The following is a 17,851-nucleotide window of genomic DNA, read 5'->3' as shown; positions in this document are numbered from 1 at the left end:
CCTACCTGGGATTTTATGTTTTATGCCTCACTCAAGGCATGAGCCAGATCGGCAATCAGATCATCCGGATGCTCAATGCCGATGGACAATCGGATCGTCGAATCCAGAACGCCGATGCGCTGGCGCACATCAATTGGCACGCCGGAATGGGTCATCGTCGCAGGGTGACTGGCGAGCGATTCCGTACCGCCAAGGCTGACGGCAAGCTTCAGTATCTGCAATGCATTGAGGAATTTGAAGGCTGCAGGTTGCCCGCCAAGAATATCAAACGAGAAAGTCGAGCCTGCACCTGTACATTGCGCGGCGAATGTTTTGCCCAGCGGCGATGACGGAGCATGATAAGGCAAATAGTGGATCTTCTCGACCTTTGGGTGGTCGCGCAAAAAGTCAGCTATCGCCAACGCGTTGGTATTCGCTTTTTCCATGCGGATGCTGAGAGTTTCCAGCGAACGACCCAGCATCCAGCAGGAATGGGGATCAAGTTGCGTTCCAATAGCGCCACGCAGCGCCTTTACCTGCTTCATCACCGCTTTGGAGCCAAGGGCAGCGCCCGCAATGAGATCGGAGTGACCGCCGACATATTTGGTCAAAGAGTAGAGCGAGATGTCTGCTCCGTGTTCGATTGGCCGTTGAAATACGGGACCAAGCAAAGTGTTGTCACAGGCGATGACAGGACGGTGGCCCTGCTTTTCGCCGATCGCTTCCGCAATACGGCGGATCATCGCGACATCAACCAGGCTGTTGGTTGGATTTGCAGGCGTCTCAATAAGAATGACCGAAACGCGGCCCTTTTTCATAGCCTCATCGGCGGCACTTTGAACAGATGCCTCATTAACACCATCGGCGAACCCTATGGCAGCGACGCCCATATTGAGAAATGTCTTTGCCAGCAGCGTTTCGGTACCGCCATAGAGTGGCTGCGAATGCAAGATTGCATCGCCCGGTCGAACGAAAGCAAGCAATGTCGTGGCAATTGCTGACATGCCCGACGAAAACAAGGCGCAGCTTTCGGTCCGCTCATAGACGGCAAGCCGATCCTCGACGATTTCGCTGTTTGGGTGATTGAAGCGGGAATAGACCAAACCAGCGCCGGTGCCCGCTGGCGGCTCGCGGCGACCGGAGACGAAATCGAAAAAATCGCGCCCCTCTTCTGCCGATTTAAAGACAAATGTGGAGGTGAGAAATACGGGCGGCTTAACCGCCCCTTCCGACAGTTCGGGATCGTAACCGTAATTCAGCATCAAGGTTTCCGGATGCAGTTCGTGGTTACCAATATGCGTCTTTGAAGGATGGGGTGCAGTCATAATGCTTTCCTCGCTAAGCGTGGCGTTTCGCAGCGAGGTTACAGCAAAGCCGGCGACTATTCCTTGCAAATATGCCGCCGGCTTCGCAATTGTAGAAAAGCAATCAAATAATATCGGTTTTGGTAATCTGAATGCCAAAACCCTCAAGACCCACGTAATGACGCTCACGTGACGCCAAAAGCCGGATCGATGTAATGCCCAGATCTTTCAATATCTGCGCACCAAGTCCGATTTGCCGCCACTCTTCGTCGCGCACACGGGCTTCGGCATGCGCTTCACGTTCTTGTAGCAAAGCACGGTTGCGGTCATCGTCTCGGCCGACACCCACAGAGCCCTCGCGCAGATAAACGATGACGCCACGCTTTTCTTCGGCGATACGATTCATAATGCTATCAAGTGTGTTGCGGGCGCCGAAAACGTCACTCAGCACATCTTCACGCTGCAGGCGCACTGGAACATCTTCGCCGTCACGAATGTCGCCATAAACAATAGCAGCGTGGTGCATCGGCTCCCACGGCAGCGCATAAGTAATAGCTTTTGCGGTTCCCGCGCAGGTATCGATCTCATATTCGCCGATACGCTCGATCAGCGTTTCCTTGCGCTGGCGGTATGCGATGAGATCCGCCACGGTTACCTGCTGCAGATTATGCGCTTCGGCAAAACCTGAAACCTGCGGGCCGCGCATGACCGTTCCATCATCATTCACCAGTTCGCAAATGACTCCAACAGGCGGCAAGCCCGCCAGCTTACACAAATCCACTGCTGCTTCCGTATGACCGGACCGCATAAGAACACCACCTTCACGCGCAACCAGGGGGAAGATATGTCCGGGGCGCACAAAATCCACTGCTCCGGCATTGGGGTTTGCCAGGTTGCGCGCTGTAAGGGTGCGGTCTTCAGCGGAAATGCCGGTGGTCGTACCGTGCTTATAGTCAACCGTAACTGTAAACGCAGTTGAATGGGGTGCATCGTTGTCTGCAACCATCGGCGCGAGGTTAAGCCGTTTTGCATGTTCACGCGTCATCGGCGTGCATACAATGCCTGATGTGTGGCGCACGATGAATGCCATTTTCTCTGGCGTGCAGTGTACCGCCGCTACGATCAGATCGCCTTCGTTTTCACGCCCATCATCATCCATGACGACAACGATTTCGCCACGTTCGAAGGCACGAAGTGCATCGACGACCCGTTTCTGATTATAGGCCATGGAGTAGTCCTTTGATTAGATGCGTCCGGTCTGGCCGCGATGTCTGAGATAGTGATCAGCGATAGCACAGGCAACCATTGCCTCGCCAATGGGAACTGCCCGGATGCCAACACAAGGATCATGCCTGCCCTTGGTCATGATATCCACCTGTTTTCCATCAGCATCAATGCTTTGACGAGGTGTCAGAATCGATGAAGTGGGTTTGACCGCAAAACGCGCCACAATGGGCGCACCACTGGAAATTCCGCCTAGAATGCCGCCCGCATGATTTGACAGAAAAATCGGGTTCCCATCATTGCCCATGCGCATTTCATCGGCATTTTCTTCGCCGGTCAGTGTCGCCGCGTGAAAGCCGTCGCCAATTTCAACGCCCTTAACCGCATTGATGGACATGAGATAGCTGGCAATGTCCTGATCCAGCTTGGCATAGATCGGAGCGCCAAGCCCTGCCGGTACATTCTCGGCAATCACTTCGATAACAGCCCCGATCGATGATCCGGCTTTGCGAATGCCGTCGAGATAATTGGCGAATGTATCCACAGATCCCGCATCGGGTGTGAAAAACGGATTGTTGTCGATTTCCGCCCAATCCCAGCGGCTGTGGTCTATCGAATGCACGCCCATTTTGACCAGGGCACCGCGAACGACAAGTCCGGGCACAACCTTGCGGGCAATTGCGCCGGCAGCAACGCGAGCAGCCGTTTCGCGGGCAGATGAGCGCCCGCCACCGCGATAATCGCGGATGCCATATTTCACGTCATATGTATAATCGGCATGGCCGGGGCGGTATTGGCGGGCGATATCGCCATAATCCTTCGAACGCTGATCGGTATTTTCGATCATCATCGAGATCGGGGTTCCGGTCGAAACCAGAGTCACGCCGTCCTCTTGCAGCATAACACCGGAAAGCACGCGCACTTGATCGGGCTCTCGGCGCTGCGTAGTGTATTTTGATTGCCCAGGCTTGCGTTTATCCAGATAGGACTGGATCTCGGCCTCGGTAAAAGAGATGCCGGGAGGGCATCCATCCACAACGCAACCAAGCGCAATGCCATGGCTTTCGCCCCAGGTGGTAACACGGAAAAGATGACCAAACGTATTATGTGACATGAGCCTACCCGTCATTTTATCAGGGGGTTTTATGGACGTTTACACCTGTGGTCAAACCCGTCCCTCAAATTCCTTCATTCATCACGAAAAAAGCAATTGTTTTGCCACAAATGGACGTTCTAACTTGACTGATTACTCGGTCGATATTGTTTATAAAGGAAATCTCAGATGCGGTTCTTCGTTGCAGCATTTATGTTTGTCGCGTCCCTCTTTCCCGTTGGTGCATTGGCTGATGATGCGCAAGGCACAATAACAAAAATCGACGAGGACAATTCCACGATAACGCTTGATGATGGCAAGGTTTACAAACTGCCTGGTGAATTCGATCTGAGCGTCATTGAACAAGGCATGAAGGTGACTGTGATGTTCGACGTTGTTAACAAGGAACGTTTCATCACCGATATCGAAGAAACCACCGAATAAGGACGACAGTTCTACATCCAGGTAAGCTTGCCGTTTTCGAGCCGGAGAATGTGATCTTGTGTGATGGCAAGATTTGCAGCGTCATGGCCGTCAAGCCCTTCGATCATCTGAAATATCGTGCGCAGGCAGCCGCCATGGGTGACGCATACCGTCGGTCCCTTTACTTCAGATAGCCAGCTGGCAACACGCTTGCCAAGAATCGCATAACTTTCCGCGGTTTTTCCAGGTGGAACGAAGTTCCATTTGTCGCGGGCCCTTGCCGTTACGAGTTCCGGCGTCTTGGCAGCAATGTCTTCGATCATAAAGCCTTGCCAATCGCCGAAACTCACTTCCATAAGCCGTGGATCAGTGCGGTAATCGTGCGGATCAATGCCCATCCGCGTTCGTATCCGCTCCATCGTCTCGCGCGTGCGCCGCAATGGGCTGGCAACAAAATCAAATCCCTCACCATCGCCGATGAGGGACTTCATCAAATCACCATTGCGGTCTGCCTGAGCCCGGCCGCGCGCATTGATATCGATGTTTTCCTGTCCCTGAATGCGTTCAGACACATTCCAGTCCGTCTCGCCGTGACGCGAGAAATAGATAATCGTGTCAGGCAAGTTCACTTTGAGATTAATCCTTGACGACTGATATGTCCGGGGCATCGACGGCCTTCATGCCTACGACATGATATCCGCTATCAGCATGATGTATCTCGCCTGTGACAGAGCGTGACAAATCCGAAAGGAAGTAAAGTCCAGCGTCACCGACTTCCTCAATCGTAACGGTACGGCGCAATGGCGCATTATACTCGTTCCATTTGAGAATGTAGCGGAAGTCGCCGATACCGGAAGCGGCAAGCGTCTTGATCGGGCCTGCAGAAATCGCATTAACGCGAATATTATCCGGGCCAAGATCAACAGCCAGATATTTTACGCTTGCCTCAAGAGCAGCTTTCGCAACGCCCATGACGTTGTAATTCGGCATAACTTTTTCAGCGCCGTAATAGGTCAGCGTGAGAATGGAACCGCCATCCGTCATCAACTTTTCTGCCCGCTTGGCGACTGCTGTCAGCGAATAGACAGAGATCAGCATGGTCTTGGTGAAGTTTGCTTCAGACGTGTCAACGTAACGGCCGGTCAACTCGTCCTTGTCAGAAAAACCAATTGCGTGAACAAGAAAATCTATCTTGCCCCAGTGCTTTTCGAGAGCTTCGAAACATGCATCAATTGTTGAAGCATCCGAGACATCGCAGTGGCCGCACAAAAACGCATCCAGCTCCTGCGCGAGCGGCTCAACACGCTTTTTCAGCGCATCGCCCTGATAGGTGAACGCAAGTTCGGCGCCGGCATCATGCGCTGCCTTGGCGATGCCCCAGGCGATCGACCGATTATTGGCGACACCCATTATCAGGCCGCGTTTACCCTGCATCAAACCAGTTTTGGCGGTCATATACCAACCCTTCATGAGACTTATGATTGTGTGCGGTATCGCACAGCCCGCGCCGGGCTTCAAGCACACTGTCACCGTGGATTTGGTTTTTCAAACCTCCGATTGACGTAAAAATGCCTCTAACGCCGGATCTCCACCCTCGGGGAGCATGATCCGAACATGCGCGAAAAGATCGCCATGACCGTCAGGTTTTTTTGGCAACCCCTTGCCTTTCAGCCTTAAAACACGGTCAGAACTGGTCCAGGGAGCGATTTTCATTGCTACACGGCCACTTAAAGTCTCAACTTCCTGACGCGACCCAAGGGCAGCATCGCGCAAGCTTACAGGTAATTCCACATGCAAGTCGCGACCCTCAACTCGAAATTTTGCGTGCGGTTTAAAGCGGACTGTGACCAAAGCGTCACCAGATGTACCACCCGGAACGGCTTCGCCCTGCCCTTTGAGGCGAATCGTTTGTCCGTTTTCCACCTGTGCAGGCAGTTTGATCGCCAGTCGCTTACCATTCGGAAACACAGCCTCGACTTTCTCAGCACCGGCAGCCTGCTCCAAAGTAATGTCGATTGTCGCCTGCAAATCAGCCCCTTTACGGGGACCGGCACGGCGTGGGCCGCCCATGCCAGCTGTCTCGCCGAACAGGCTGCTTAAAATATCCTCGGCTCCGAAGCCGGATGTTCCACTGCGAAACTCGAAATTGCCGGGGCGTTGCCTGCCACCAAAGCCTGCAAACGGATCTCCGCCACCGCTTGAAAAGCCCTCGAAGCCTTGCGGAGCACGTTGTTTGCCTTCGCTATCAATTTCACCCCGATCAAACTGGCCGCGGCGCTCCTTGTCGCCGACAATTTCATAGGCCTGATTGATCTCCGAAAATTTTGCTTGCGCTTTGGGATCATCCTGATTTTGGTCAGGATGGTATTTCTTGGCGAGCTTGCGGAACGCCGATTTTATTTCGTCTGGTTTTGCCGTTTTGGCGACGCCCAGCACGGTATATGGATCGCGCATGTGAGTGCCCTTCCTCGCGACATGCGAACAGGTTGTCAGATTGCTTTTTGCCTATATGGGCTTAAATAGGAAGAAATTCCAGATTTTTAAACTCAAAAAAGAACATCAAAGTTCAAATTGCCCGCATTACATAGGGGCAAAGGACTTCAACGCCCACTGGCCGCCATTTTGCATGCAGGTCTCACCCTTGTAGAGCATTACACCATCAAATGATTCGCGCGATGTCTGGAATTCACGGCAAAGGCCGGTATCATCCTTTTTCTCGGCAATTGCCGTAATGGTGCCTTGGCTACCCGTTTCCGGGTTAGACCATGGCAACGGTTTGCTGCCCCATTGGGTAAAATTGAGCGCCGAAACAATATTGCGTATCGTCGTCTGATCGGAAGAGCTCTTCGGGTCCACCTGCTGTGCAGAGGCGACAGAACCGGTTATGGTCGCCTTGTCGGGAACAGCTTTCTCGATACTGAAATCCTTCATGGCGCAACCGGAGAGCATGCAAACAAAAACACCGGCAGCGAACCCACTCAGGGCACCGAAACCTTGCTGTTTTTTTGCAACCAACTTCTTGCTATCAGATGATAGAAACGCCAAACACATACCTCTCTTTAACAAGGTCAATCCGAAATGACTATGGGACTATGGATTAAATGAAGTTAACAACCGATGACTTCACCGAAAAATCCGAACCATTCGCACTCTTTAATGAATGGCTTGGCGATGCGGTAAAAACCGAGCCAAACGATCCCAATGCCGTGGCGCTTGCAACAGTCGATAAGGATGGGTTGCCTAATGTCCGCATGGTTCTTCTCAAGGGCTTCGACACCCAAGGCTTTGTTTTTTATACCAATTTCGAAAGCCAGAAGGGCGTTGAAATCCTTGGCTCCATGAAGGCAGCCATGTGTTTTCATTGGAAAACCTTGCGGCGGCAGGTTCGCATTCGGGGACCGGTTGAGATCGTGAACGACGAAGAAGCCGACGCATATTATGCAACACGCCCACGCGGCAGCCGCATCGGTGCATGGGCTTCAAAACAGTCCCGCCCGCTTGAAAGCCGGTTTGCTTTGGAAAAAGCTGTCGCCGAATATACGGCGCGCCATGCGATTGGCGAAATTCCCCGTCCAAAATACTGGTCAGGCTTTCGTATTCGTCCAACTTCAATTGAGTTCTGGCACGACAGGCCCTTCCGGTTGCACGACCGCGTGGTGTTCAGCCGTGAAACACCGGAAGATGATTGGGGTAAAGAGAGGCTTTATCCCTAAGTTTCTCAAGGCTTCTTGCGCGAGAAGAAATTGACCATCGCATTGCGGGCCTCGTCGGCCTGCAATCGCTCGCTGAAGTGCTTTGCTTCAAGCTGCATGCGTTCCACTACCGATTCCCTTGGCATGCGCAGAAGATCGCGGGTTATTCGCATTGCTTCCGGTGGCTTGGCAGCGATATCGGTTGCGGCTTTCAAAACAGTCGCTTCCAGATCGGCAGCCTCAACGACCTTGTAGATCAGTCCCGCATCCTTTGCTTCAGCCGCACTCCATCCATCACCATTGGCAAGAAAAGCAAATGCCCGCTGAGACCCCATTAGTGCCGGACCAAGAAGGCTTGATGCTGCCTCGGGAACAAGACCCAGATCAACGAATGGCGTCTTGAACAAAGATTGCGGCGTCGCAAACGTCAAATCGCAATGGAAATGGATCGTTGATCCTATGCCTATCGCCAGTCCATCGACACCCGCCAATAGCGGCTTTGTTGCATTGGCCAAGGCAATGAGAAAATCAAACACCTCAGTGCCCATCTGCCCCGACATGGCAAAAGCCATAAAATCCTGCAAGTCATTACCCGCAGAAAATGCACCAGGAGTACCAAGAAACACATTTGCCCGAATATCTGCATCGCCATCACCTTCTACCAAGGCTGTTGTCATGGCAGCGTACATGGCGCGGGTGAGCGCGTTTTTCTTTTCCGGCCGGTTGAACCGGATGATCTGGACAGCACCTTGCCGTTCGACCTGAATATGTTCTGACATGAGGCTTTCCTTAAAGGCTGAGAGCGGAGCGCGCGCCGAGCATACTGGCTGCGCCATTGAGGACACGGTCTTTCAAAGCGGCGGTTTCATTGAGAAGGTTTTCCGCAAAAAATCGCGCCAGTACCTTGTGACGATCATCGCCACCTGCCAGCGCACCTTTCGCCAGATAGGTCGCTCCTGCGGCCAAACCGAACAGGCGCAAATAGGGCGTTGCACCGGCAAGTGCCTCGCTGATCTGCTTATTTGCCAATGCCTCCTGCAACCATATGCTTGTAGCTTCCAAATCGTTCAATGCGGCCCGCAGCCGGTCTGCCGTTTCTCCCAAAATGGAATTGTTTGAAGCCACAACTGCATCGGCAATCGTGCGAAGCTCGTCTATATAGCCCTTGATATGTTGGCCACCGCCAAGTGCAAGCTTTCGCTGCACAAGATCAATGGCTTGAATTCCATTTGTGCCTTCATAGATCGGCGCAATCCGCGCATCACGCAAAAACTGGGCCGCGCCAGTTTCTTCAATAAAGCCCATGCCGCCATGAATCTGAATGCCGATCGATGCGACATCGACTCCGATATCAGTTGAGAAGGCCTTGGCTACTGGCGTGAGCAAATTTGCTCGGTCAGACCAATAGCGGGCTTCCTCAATGGTGCCCGTTTTTGCCATGTCCAAGGCAAAAGCGCAGGCGTAGGAGATAGAGCGGGCGGCGCCTGTGAGAGCCTTCATTGTCAGCAGATTGCGCTGCACGTCCGGATGCTCGATAATCGGACTCATGCCTTCACCGCTCCAGTCGGGCGCGCGCATCTGGCGGCGATCCTCAGCATAGGTCAGCGCTTTCTGATAGGCAGCTTCGGCAACGGCAACGCCCTGAATTCCCACCGCAAGGCGGGCATTGTTCATCATCGTGAACATACAGGCAAGGCCACGATTTTCCTCGCCGATGAGCCAGCCAATGGCGCCGGGCTCCCTGCCCTTTGCAAAGCCATCGCCATAAATCATCGTGCATGTAGGCGAGCCATGGATACCCATCTTGTGCTCAATGCTGCTGCAAAACACATCATTGCGCGCTCCAAGCGAGCCATCCTCGTTGACAAGATATTTGGGCACCAGAAACAGCGAAATGCCTTTGGTTCCGGCGGGAGCGTCGGGCAAGCGCGCCAAGACCAGATGGATAATATTGTCGGTAAGATCATGCTCGCCATAGGTGATGAAAATCTTGCTTCCAAAGATCCTATAGGTGCCGTCATCGGCGCGTTCAGCACGCGTGCGCAATGCACCCACATCGGAGCCCGCCTGTGGCTCGGTCAAATTCATCGTGCCCATCCATTCGCCAGAAACAAGCTTGGGAAGATAGGTCTGCTGCAATTCTTCGGTGGCGTGCGCTTCCAGCGCCTCGATCGCCCCCAGGGTCAGCGTCGGCCCGATGCCAAACGCCATCGACCCCGAATTCCACATTTCAAATGTCGCAATAGCCAGCATCATCGGCAAGGCTTGGCCGCCGAACTCTTCCTTGCCGGTCAGGGCGTTCCACCCGCCGGAAACCCATTCCTGATAAACGTCCTTCCAACCGGGTGGCATGCTGATTTCAGCATCTTTGAGCGGAGTACCGTGCTTGTCGCCGACCTGAAGCAAAGGAGCAACGCGTGTGCTTGCAAATTTTCCTGCTTCTTCAAGAATTGCATCCACCAGATCACCGGAGAGATCGCCGAAACGGCCCTGCTCCATTGCCGCGGCCAAGCCAGCGATGTCTTTTAAAGTGTGAGCGATATCCTCGACAGGCGCGCGGTACATATCACAGTCTCCTCATCGTGATGCGGGATGACATTGCAACTCCCAGGCACCGAAAGGCAAGAGGATTTTTACGTAAACGTAAGTATTTATCTCTGATGGGCCGCTCTCCTATGGTTAACACCATGTTAACCCATTACAGCCACCATCTGACTGGTATCTTGGAAACTCCGTTACGAGGCAATATATTGGCGACCCGGCGATCCATATTTGCTCTTGCGGCTGCCCTTCTGGGAATGTGCTTCAACGGCAGTGCGAGCGCCACTTCCGAGTTCACGACACCTTGGTCAAATAAAGCGCGTGCAATCGTACTTGATGGCTACGAGCAAAATTCATTTAATCTTGCAGAAATCGTCAAAGACCCACGTATAGCAGCCTTCATCCATAAAGGTTCCGATGGCCTGCCTGCAAACTACCATTGCAAACGAATCGACGATGAGATGCAACAGGAGCTATGCAGGCGCATATGGCGCAACTATGCGGTTTCGCGCGAACTTTATCAGACACGTCGCATGCTCGCCAAAACTCTTGGGCTGAAATGGGGAGCATATCACCTTGGCCGCCCGGGCAATCCGATCGAACAAGCCAATCATTTTATTGATTATGCCGAACCAAGCGATGACGAGTTGATCGCAATTGACATTGAGGACAATGATCCCGAACGCTTCATGTCCTTGCGAGACGCGCAGATTTTCGCCGAGCAGATCAAGCTGCGGACTGGTCGTTATCCAGTCCTCTATACCAATGGTACAACGGCAAAATATATTGCAGACCGGCGACTGGAATTTCCCATCTTGTCGCGCCTGCAGCTATGGTATGCGCGCTATGAATCTGACATCGCTCCGCATTTTCCGAAAGGAAACTGGCAAGATTACGCTCTTTGGCAATTTACCTCCCAGAGTAATTGCACCGAGCAGCGTTGCCCCTATAGGCCAGCCGGAACCCATCGCGACATTGATGTAAACGTAGCTGACATGACTGTTGCCCAGCTAAAAAACGCCTGGCCTTTGGGCGAGTTGGTTCGTGCTCTTCCGCCGGACAATCTGCCGACACCGGGGAATCGCCCCTACCCTGAGGACGACATTCTTATGGCAGCGGCAGAAGTCCCGCTGATTGACTACCGGGCTTTATGGGAATTGGCGCAATCCGCTATTACGACAGAAGGACTCATTGCCGGTGTTCATCAATTGCTCGCCCCTGCTCCGGATACGGGAATTGATGAAACCTTGACTGCTTCTGTTACCAAGCCGCAGAAAAGCATGAATATCAATGAGGCGATAAACCTTGCAGCTATCGCTCGTGGATTGAAACAGCCAACCCACAGCGCGAACTGGACGCCTCTGACAGCACCCGGCAGACATTGTATCGCTGCACGATAGGAAGACTAGCTACGTTCCCGTTCAATTGCCCGCCATCCAATATCGCGACGATAAAAACCTTCAGGCCAATCGATCTTTGAAATGGCTTTGTAAGCTGCTTCTTGGGCGAGTTGCACAGTTTTACCGCTTGCCGTCACATTCAAGACGCGCCCGCCATTAGCTACCAGATCACCATCTTTCAAAGTGGTGCCTGCGTGGAAAACCTCAACCGCATCAGCCTCAGCCGCTGCCTCCACACCTTTGATGATGCTGCCCTTCTCCGGGGAGGTCGGGTAGCCCTTTGCTGCCATAACGACCGTCAACGCAGAGTCATCGCTCCAGCGTACGGACATCTGGTCCAGAGCACCATCGGCCGCCGCTTTAAGCAGCAACAGAAGATCATCTTTCAAGCGCAGCATCAGAACCTGCGTTTCCGGATCGCCGAAACGCGTATTATATTCAATCAGCTTCGGACCATCCTTGGTGATCATAAGCCCGGCAAAGAGAACGCCGCTGAACGGCGCGCCAATTTCAGCCATGCCGCGCATGGTCGGCTCGATTAGTTCGCGCATGGTGCGGTCAATGATTTCCTGGCTCATAACAGGTGCAGGCGAATAGGCTCCCATGCCACCCGTATTGACCCCCGTATCACCATCACCAACACGTTTGTGATCCTGTGCTGTCCCAAATGGCAGCGCGACTTTTCCGTCGCATAGGCAAAAGAAGCTGGCTTCTTCTCCATCGAGATATTCTTCGACGACGACCTCCGCACCGGCACCACCAAAGGCTCCCTCAAAACACGCGTCCACTGCATCCAACGCCTCCTGAATCTCGAAGGCTACGACGACGCCCTTGCCCGCTGCGAGCCCATCCGCCTTGACGACGATGGGAGCGCCCTGCTGTCTGACATATGCTTTTGCGGCATCTGCCTGGGTAAACCGTTGATAGGCGCCGGTTGGAATATTGAAACGCGCACAGAGATCCTTGGTAAATCCCTTCGATCCCTCAAGCCGTGCCGCAGCTTTCGACGGTCCGAACACGGAAAATCCTTCAGCGCGCAAATCGTCTGCAATACCCGCTACCAAAGGTGCTTCCGGGCCGACAACCACGAAATCGATTGATTTGTCTTTGCAAAAGGCAATGATCTGCGCGTGATCCGAGGGATCAAGCTCCACACATGTTGCAACATTCGCAATGCCGGGATTACCGGGTGCACAATAAAGCTTTGTAAGGGCGGGCGATGCAGCCATTTTCCATGCCAGCGCATGCTCGCGACCGCCGGAACCTATCAGCAAGACGTTCATCGAATTCCGCTCCTATAAAGAATTATTGCGGTGTCGGTATGGCTTTGAGGCGCATGGGTCAAGCACGCAATAAGAATTTGCCCTGAAAATGCACATAGGGTGCTTGACTGTGCGGTTAACCGCTGCAAGGTCAAATCATGATTACAGAAAAAGATAATATTCAATCCCGGCACAGCCGTGGTCGCGTGTTCGATGCGCCATCGGGTCATTGGGTCTATCGCATTTTACCAAACTGGCTTTGGCCTTATGCACAACTTGCGCGCTGGGACCGACCAATCGGATGGTGGCTTCTCCTGTGGCCGTGCTGGTGGGCGACGGCACTTGCAGCAACAGCTGGCGCCAAGGTCGGCGAGCCATTATGGTCCGTTCTCCCCTCGCCCTACCACCTTATACTTTTTCTCATCGGGGCAATTGCCATGCGCGGGGCTGGCTGCACCTATAATGATCTTGCCGATGAGGATATCGACAACAAGGTGGCGCGGACACGTTCGCGTCCGCTGCCTTCCGGTCAGGTAACCAGAAAACAAGCCAAAATATTTCTGGTGCTACAGGCACTGGTTGGTTTTGCGGTGGTGGTTCAGCTAAACTTTTTTACCATCATTCTTGCAATCGGATCATTGGCGATTGTCGCCATCTATCCATTTATGAAACGCATAACCAACTGGCCGCAATTTGTGCTTGGATTGGCGTTTTCATGGGGCGCGCTGGTTGGTTGGTCAGCACATTTCGGCTCATTGGATTGGCCGGCAATCCTGCTTTATGCCGGATCGATCCTCTGGGTCATCGGCTATGATACGATCTACGCCCACCAGGACAAGGAAGATGATGCTCTGGTTGGCGTGCGCTCTACTGCGCGGCTGTTTGGCAGCCGCACGCGGGAAGCCCTCATGGTTCTTTATGGCGGGGCGCTAGCGCTTTTTCTCGGCGCTTTTGCAGTGGCTGAAGTTCCTATGCCCGCCGTCGCCGGTCTCCTGGCGGCAGGCGCGCATATGTACCGCCAGATCATGACACTCGACATTGACAATCCAGATGAATGCCTGCGGCTGTTCAAATCCAACACTATTGTCGGCTGGGTGATTTTTCTTGGTTTGGTCGCCGGTGGGCTGTGGACCGTGGTCAAACCCATGTTTTAAGAGCTGCAGGGTTATTTTGAACCCTGCGCAATAATCTCTTCGCCGCTTATAACCAGACGCAGGCCAAGATCGCCCATTTTGCGGCGGGCAAGAAAGCGCGGACGGCGGCGGCGCGGCTCACGGCCCTGCCGACGGGGTGTCGGAGCAGAAACAGCGACGGGGCCAATATTGTGGTCGAGCTGGCGAGCAACTCCATCTTCTTCCACCATCATCATCGGCAGCTTGAACATTGACGACCATGCGCGCCAATCGGCAGCAACATCGTTGAGGTCATGGGCGACAAGCAATGGAACTGAAAGATGCGGGTCCGTATGCATGAGTTCAAGCGTGACAGTGATATCGCCAAGCTCATCTTCCGTTGCGCGGGCCGTAACGCCGCGGAAGGCACATGGTGGAAGAGCAAGCGAAACGGGTAGATTGCTGGCTGGAAGAATCCGTTTCACCACAGCGCCTCGTTCATGCAGTGTGAAGGTGATGTCGCCGCGATCATCGCGTGTCGCATAAGTTACTGTCTGTGGCAGGTGGAATGGGTCAAGCCGGAATTCCCGACCTGCCCAAACCGGCTTTGCTCCGGCTTTGTTCATTTGACGCCTTCTGTCGATCCTGAGAGCCGGTTTTCCGGTCTTCTCTGATGTTTATTTCCCTGTAAGGACGGACCATTTTCTGGTCTCGTTAGGGACACAGTAGCGTCAACTTTCCCAATACCGCTTAACGAACTGGGTTAACTCTTTCTGATTAGATGGAATGGTTATCGAAACCCGACCTGCCCCAAGACTTTGGTAAGGAGCGTGAATAAAGGGTTGCGATTTCAGATGACCTTGCCGGGATTCATAACGCCTGCAGGGTCAAACGATTTCTTGATGCGGCGCATGAGATCGAGCGCAATGGGTGACTTGGTTTCAGACAATTCCTGTCGCTTTAACTGGCCGATGCCATGTTCCGCCGAGATCGACCCGTTATAGGCGCGGACGATATCGTGAACGCGCTTCGTTACCTCAGCCCAGCGATCAAGAAAGGCTTGTTTATCGGCGCCGACAGGCTGCGAAATATTATAGTGCAGATTGCCATCGCCCATATGGCCGAATGAAACAATACGGGCGCCAGGAATGAGGTCGAGAACCGCCTGATCAGCTTCTTTGATGAAGTCCGGAATTCTGGCGACGGGTACGGAAATATCATGTTTGATCGAACCGCCTTCGGGTTTCTGCGCATGAGACATGGCCTCGCGCATATGCCAGAACGATTTTTCCTGCGCAGTACTCTCGGCGATGGTTGCATCATCCACCAGACCGGCCTCGAATGCTTCGGTCAGGATTGCTTCAATGGTTTCCCGCGCGTCTTCGGCGGAACGCGATGAAGAAATATCAAGCAGAACGTACCAGTTATGCGGCTCCTGCAGCGGATCACGTACACCTTCCGTGTGGGCAACCGAGAACTCCACACCTATCCGCGGCATCAACTCAAAGCCCGTCAAGGATGCGCCTGCGTGGCTCTGGGCCATGTTCAACAATTGCAAGGCATTATCGGGACTGGATAGCCCAACATAGGCAACGCCTTTGCCTTTCGGCAACGGAAACAGTTTCATGACCGCAGCAGTGATAACGCCAAGCGTTCCTTCAGCCCCTATGAAGAGGTCCTTCAGATCGTAACCGGTATTGTCCTTCTTGACGGTACGCAAATCATTCAGAATTTCGCCGGTAGGCAAAACAACTTCAACACCGAGGCAGAGTTCCCGCGTATTGCCATAGGCCAGAACTGCCGTACCACCAGCATTGGAAGAAAGATTTCCTCCAACCTGACAAGAGCCTTCAGACCCGAGGGATAGCGGAAACAGCTTGCCCGCCTGGGCAGCGGCCTCCTGAAGTTTCTGCAATACAACCCCGGCTTCCACAATGGCCAGATTTCCAGCAGGATCAATGCTGCGGATTTTGTTCAACCGCGAAAGCGACAGGACAATTTGAGTTCCACTACCATCTGGTATTTGCCCCCCCACAAGGCCAGTATTCCCGCCTTGTGGGACGATGGCGGTTTCCGTTTCGGTCGCCAATTTGAGAATGGCCGAAACTTCATCGACATTTGAGGGGCGTAATACCAGCGAGGTCTTGCCGCCAAATTTATCGCGCGGCTCAATAAGGTACGGCTCAATGTCATTGGCACTGCGTAAAGCATAAGCTTCACCTACTATTGCTACAAAACGTTCAATCAAATTCTGCGTCAGCGTCATTTTATCTGTTCCATTTCGGCTACCGACAACGAGCGGGGCGCTGCGGCGCGAACAAGGCGGTCATTAATAGCCTCACCGAGGCCGTTGAAAGGTATGGGTTCGACGGCAATCATTGTGCAATCAACCGCGTCGAGGCGCTTCATGAAGTCGAAGAGGTTGGTTGCAGCCTCGTGCAGGCTGCCCGTTTCGCTGAGATTGAGAATGGCAGCGGCTTTTGAGTATCCATTTGCACGGTGCGGTCCAAAAGCAAGCAAAGCCTCGCCTGCCATTACGTCATGGACGTTCAACCTCATTGCGGCAGAGGGAGCATAATGGGAAGCCATCATCCCCGGTGCCTGAATTGCTGCGCGCTGATCTATGCGGCCAAGCTTCCGGCCAATCACAGCCTCAATCTCTTCAGCCGCGAGGCCCCCCGGGCGTAGCATCAGGATTGTATCACCATCAACTTTGACAATCGTCGACTCGAGTCCGACTTCTGACGGGCCTGCATCAAGGATCATCGCAATCTTTGACCCCAAATCGCCTTCTACAGACAAAGCATTGGTGCCGCTTATCTTTCCGGAAGTATTGGCGCTCGGTGCTGCAAGCGGTCGATCCAATGCCGCGATGATTTTTCCTGCCACGCCACGGGGCATACGCAGAGCAATAGTGTCGAGTCCGGCCGCTACCAGGGGATGGATTCCGCAGTCCGGTTTCAATGGAAGGACGAGGGTAAGTGGCCCCGGCCAGAAAGCATTGATCAATTGACGGGAAACCGGATCGATCTCTGCATAACGTTCGGCCATAGCAACATCCGAGACATGGCAGATCAGCGGATTGAAGTGCGGGCGGCCTTTGGCCTCAAAGATACCGGCAACTGCGCTTCCGTTCGTCGCATCGGCTGCAAGGCCGTATACGGTCTCCGTTGGGATAGCCACAAGCTTCCCCTGAGCCAACGTATCGGCTGCAGCGAGGATCGCCTGTTCGTCCATACCCAAGATTGTAGCCAAGATAGCCTCCAGTGGTCGCCCTGCCTACACGAATGAGGTGGCGCGCTGCAAGTATTGGCTGATGAACAGCTCGAATGATGTCATGCCTAAAATTGAATCCATCGTGAGAAAGCTTTGGCAATGAATCCCAAATAGAGAAGGCTGGAGCGTTTGTTTATATAGAGAATCCGGGATTGATCAGCCATGCTTCTACGCCAGTTCATTGCAGCGTCAGCCATCGCCCTGATAAGCGCCTCCGCTTTAGCAGATTCAATCATTGTCAGCGGAGAAACGGCCAAGCCGAATTCGGTATCCTATATTGGTTATGACAGCTTCGATGCCAACGGCAATCCAGTCTGCACATCATGCCTTAAACAGACTGCGGAGGAAGCAGCACGCTTGAAAGCTTATGCGGAAAGACGTGCTCGTTCCCGGGAGTATATGGCGCGCATGCAAGGTAATGCGGCGCCGGCAAATCCCTTGCTTGCCGCGCAGGCATCGGAACCTATAGCCGCTGGCAAATCAATGCCTGCCCCCGACTTAGCAGAAGCACCGATGCGCGCAGGCGTGAATTAGGAAACGCCTAA

The 17,851-nt window shown here is 53.5% G+C and carries 18 protein-coding genes; 5 read left to right on the top strand and 13 right to left on the bottom strand.

What is annotated here, in order from left to right; genetic code table 11:
• Nucleotides 1-20: 20 nt before the first annotated feature.
• From V9K95_RS10590 to aroC, 3 genes are all read right to left on the bottom strand, one after another.
• Entirely contained in the window at nucleotides 21-1,304 is a 1,284-nt protein-coding gene (locus V9K95_RS10590; protein ID WP_115052126.1) for a cystathionine gamma-synthase family protein, read from the bottom strand.
• 103 nt (nucleotides 1,305-1,407) lie between these two features.
• Nucleotides 1,408-2,511 (bottom strand): 3,4-dihydroxy-2-butanone-4-phosphate synthase, encoded by a 1,104-nt coding sequence (gene ribB, locus V9K95_RS10585; RefSeq protein ID WP_115052128.1) that lies wholly within the window; start codon nucleotides 2,509-2,511, stop codon nucleotides 1,408-1,410.
• Nucleotides 2,512-2,526: 15 nt separating this feature from the next.
• The gene (aroC, locus tag V9K95_RS10580; protein WP_115052130.1) at nucleotides 2,527-3,621 is read right to left on the bottom strand and encodes a chorismate synthase; all 1,095 of its coding nucleotides are present in this window, start codon (nucleotides 3,619-3,621) and stop codon (nucleotides 2,527-2,529) included.
• 168 nt (nucleotides 3,622-3,789) lie between these two features.
• Here aroC and V9K95_RS10575 point away from each other — a divergent pair, with 168 nt between their 5' ends.
• Nucleotides 3,790-4,044: a DUF1344 domain-containing protein gene (locus V9K95_RS10575; RefSeq protein ID WP_115052131.1), complete on the top strand. Its 255-nt coding sequence runs from the start codon at nucleotides 3,790-3,792 to the stop codon at nucleotides 4,042-4,044.
• Between the two features lie 11 nt (nucleotides 4,045-4,055).
• Here V9K95_RS10575 and V9K95_RS10570 read toward each other — a convergent pair whose 3' ends face one another.
• The 4 genes from V9K95_RS10570 to V9K95_RS10555 all read right to left on the bottom strand — a co-directional run bounded on the left by V9K95_RS10570 (nucleotide 4,056) and on the right by V9K95_RS10555 (nucleotide 7,074).
• Nucleotides 4,056-4,646: a histidine phosphatase family protein gene (locus V9K95_RS10570; protein ID WP_307286424.1), complete on the bottom strand. Its 591-nt coding sequence runs from the start codon at nucleotides 4,644-4,646 to the stop codon at nucleotides 4,056-4,058.
• Nucleotides 4,647-4,659: 13 nt separating this feature from the next.
• Entirely contained in the window at nucleotides 4,660-5,478 is an 819-nt protein-coding gene (fabI, locus tag V9K95_RS10565) for an enoyl-ACP reductase FabI (RefSeq protein WP_008125268.1), read from the bottom strand.
• Nucleotides 5,479-5,568: 90 nt separating this feature from the next.
• Nucleotides 5,569-6,477, bottom strand: coding sequence for a J domain-containing protein (locus V9K95_RS10560; protein WP_307283291.1), 909 nt, complete (start codon nucleotides 6,475-6,477; stop codon nucleotides 5,569-5,571).
• Between the two features lie 126 nt (nucleotides 6,478-6,603).
• Nucleotides 6,604-7,074: an RT0821/Lpp0805 family surface protein gene (locus V9K95_RS10555; protein WP_307283289.1), complete on the bottom strand. Its 471-nt coding sequence runs from the start codon at nucleotides 7,072-7,074 to the stop codon at nucleotides 6,604-6,606.
• A gap of 50 nt (nucleotides 7,075-7,124) precedes the next feature.
• Between V9K95_RS10555 and pdxH the strand changes: the two genes are divergently transcribed.
• Nucleotides 7,125-7,736 (top strand): pyridoxamine 5'-phosphate oxidase, encoded by a 612-nt coding sequence (pdxH, locus tag V9K95_RS10550; protein WP_336440762.1) that lies wholly within the window; start codon nucleotides 7,125-7,127, stop codon nucleotides 7,734-7,736.
• Nucleotides 7,737-7,741: 5 nt separating this feature from the next.
• Here pdxH and V9K95_RS10545 read toward each other — a convergent pair whose 3' ends face one another.
• Together V9K95_RS10545 and V9K95_RS10540 are read right to left on the bottom strand one after the other, a co-directional pair.
• Nucleotides 7,742-8,494 carry a crotonase/enoyl-CoA hydratase family protein gene (locus V9K95_RS10545; protein ID WP_307283287.1) on the bottom strand — a complete coding sequence of 251 codons (753 nt, stop codon included), beginning with the start codon at nucleotides 8,492-8,494 and terminating at the stop codon, nucleotides 7,742-7,744.
• A gap of 10 nt (nucleotides 8,495-8,504) precedes the next feature.
• Nucleotides 8,505-10,280, bottom strand: a complete 1,776-nt coding sequence (locus V9K95_RS10540) for an acyl-CoA dehydrogenase family protein (RefSeq protein ID WP_336440761.1) — start codon at nucleotides 10,278-10,280, stop codon at nucleotides 8,505-8,507.
• Nucleotides 10,281-10,402: 122 nt separating this feature from the next.
• On the opposite strand from V9K95_RS10540, the gene V9K95_RS10535 reads away from it, so the two are divergent.
• Nucleotides 10,403-11,656 carry a glycoside hydrolase family 25 protein gene (locus tag V9K95_RS10535; RefSeq protein ID WP_336440760.1) on the top strand — a complete coding sequence of 418 codons (1,254 nt, stop codon included), beginning with the start codon at nucleotides 10,403-10,405 and terminating at the stop codon, nucleotides 11,654-11,656.
• 5 nt (nucleotides 11,657-11,661) lie between these two features.
• Here the strand turns inward: V9K95_RS10535 and purD are convergent, their stop codons facing one another.
• Nucleotides 11,662-12,939 carry a phosphoribosylamine--glycine ligase gene (gene purD / locus V9K95_RS10530; RefSeq protein ID WP_336440759.1) on the bottom strand — a complete coding sequence of 426 codons (1,278 nt, stop codon included), beginning with the start codon at nucleotides 12,937-12,939 and terminating at the stop codon, nucleotides 11,662-11,664.
• Nucleotides 12,940-13,076: 137 nt separating this feature from the next.
• Here purD and ubiA point away from each other — a divergent pair, with 137 nt between their 5' ends.
• Entirely contained in the window at nucleotides 13,077-14,072 is a 996-nt protein-coding gene (gene ubiA, locus V9K95_RS10525) for a 4-hydroxybenzoate octaprenyltransferase (protein WP_307283274.1), read from the top strand.
• Nucleotides 14,073-14,083: 11 nt separating this feature from the next.
• Here the strand turns inward: ubiA and V9K95_RS10520 are convergent, their stop codons facing one another.
• The 3 genes from V9K95_RS10520 to V9K95_RS10510 all read right to left on the bottom strand — a co-directional run bounded on the left by V9K95_RS10520 (nucleotide 14,084) and on the right by V9K95_RS10510 (nucleotide 17,285).
• On the bottom strand, nucleotides 14,084-14,656 hold the full coding sequence (locus V9K95_RS10520) for a DUF6101 family protein (RefSeq protein WP_115052139.1): 573 nt from the start codon (nucleotides 14,654-14,656) through the stop codon (nucleotides 14,084-14,086).
• 224 nt (nucleotides 14,657-14,880) lie between these two features.
• Entirely contained in the window at nucleotides 14,881-16,296 is a 1,416-nt protein-coding gene (locus V9K95_RS10515) for an FAD-binding oxidoreductase (protein WP_307283268.1), read from the bottom strand.
• On the bottom strand, nucleotides 16,293-17,285 hold the full coding sequence (locus V9K95_RS10510) for an L-threonylcarbamoyladenylate synthase (protein ID WP_442958556.1): 993 nt from the start codon (nucleotides 17,283-17,285) through the stop codon (nucleotides 16,293-16,295). Before V9K95_RS10510 ends, V9K95_RS10515 begins: the two co-directional genes overlap by 4 nt.
• Nucleotides 17,286-17,468: 183 nt before the next feature.
• On the opposite strand from V9K95_RS10510, the gene V9K95_RS10505 reads away from it, so the two are divergent.
• Nucleotides 17,469-17,840 (top strand): hypothetical protein, encoded by a 372-nt coding sequence (locus V9K95_RS10505; protein WP_336440758.1) that lies wholly within the window; start codon nucleotides 17,469-17,471, stop codon nucleotides 17,838-17,840.
• Nucleotides 17,841-17,851: the final 11 nt, after the last annotated feature.

It is taken from the genome of Phyllobacterium sp. CCNWLW183 (genome assembly GCF_037203775.1).
GTDB lineage: Bacteria > Pseudomonadota > Alphaproteobacteria > Rhizobiales > Rhizobiaceae > Phyllobacterium > Phyllobacterium ifriqiyense.
Note: the sequence above shows the minus strand (reverse complement) of the source record. Positions and strands in the feature narration are given on the sequence as shown.

Bases quoted from the DNA above. Each gene is read 5' to 3' on its own strand.
- V9K95_RS10590 (WP_115052126.1), bottom strand. From the start codon at position 1,304: ATGACTGCACCCCATCCTTCAAAGACGCATATTGGTAACCACGAACTG.
- ribB (WP_115052128.1), bottom strand. From the start codon at position 2,511: ATGGCCTATAATCAGAAACGGGTCGTCGATGCACTTCGTGCCTTCGAA.
- aroC (WP_115052130.1), bottom strand. From the start codon at position 3,621: ATGTCACATAATACGTTTGGTCATCTTTTCCGTGTTACCACCTGGGGC.
- V9K95_RS10575 (WP_115052131.1), top strand. From the start codon at position 3,790: ATGCGGTTCTTCGTTGCAGCATTTATGTTTGTCGCGTCCCTCTTTCCC.
- fabI (WP_008125268.1), bottom strand. From the start codon at position 5,478: ATGACCGCCAAAACTGGTTTGATGCAGGGTAAACGCGGCCTGATAATG.
- V9K95_RS10560 (WP_307283291.1), bottom strand. From the start codon at position 6,477: ATGCGCGATCCATATACCGTGCTGGGCGTCGCCAAAACGGCAAAACCA.
- V9K95_RS10555 (WP_307283289.1), bottom strand. From the start codon at position 7,074: ATGTGTTTGGCGTTTCTATCATCTGATAGCAAGAAGTTGGTTGCAAAA.
- pdxH (WP_336440762.1), top strand. From the start codon at position 7,125: ATGAAGTTAACAACCGATGACTTCACCGAAAAATCCGAACCATTCGCA.
- V9K95_RS10545 (WP_307283287.1), bottom strand. From the start codon at position 8,494: ATGTCAGAACATATTCAGGTCGAACGGCAAGGTGCTGTCCAGATCATC.
- V9K95_RS10540 (WP_336440761.1), bottom strand. From the start codon at position 10,280: ATGTACCGCGCGCCTGTCGAGGATATCGCTCACACTTTAAAAGACATC.
- V9K95_RS10535 (WP_336440760.1), top strand. From the start codon at position 10,403: ATGTTAACCCATTACAGCCACCATCTGACTGGTATCTTGGAAACTCCG.
- purD (WP_336440759.1), bottom strand. From the start codon at position 12,939: ATGAACGTCTTGCTGATAGGTTCCGGCGGTCGCGAGCATGCGCTGGCA.
- ubiA (WP_307283274.1), top strand. From the start codon at position 13,077: ATGATTACAGAAAAAGATAATATTCAATCCCGGCACAGCCGTGGTCGC.
- V9K95_RS10520 (WP_115052139.1), bottom strand. From the start codon at position 14,656: ATGAACAAAGCCGGAGCAAAGCCGGTTTGGGCAGGTCGGGAATTCCGG.
- V9K95_RS10515 (WP_307283268.1), bottom strand. From the start codon at position 16,296: ATGACGCTGACGCAGAATTTGATTGAACGTTTTGTAGCAATAGTAGGT.
- V9K95_RS10505 (WP_336440758.1), top strand. From the start codon at position 17,469: ATGCTTCTACGCCAGTTCATTGCAGCGTCAGCCATCGCCCTGATAAGC.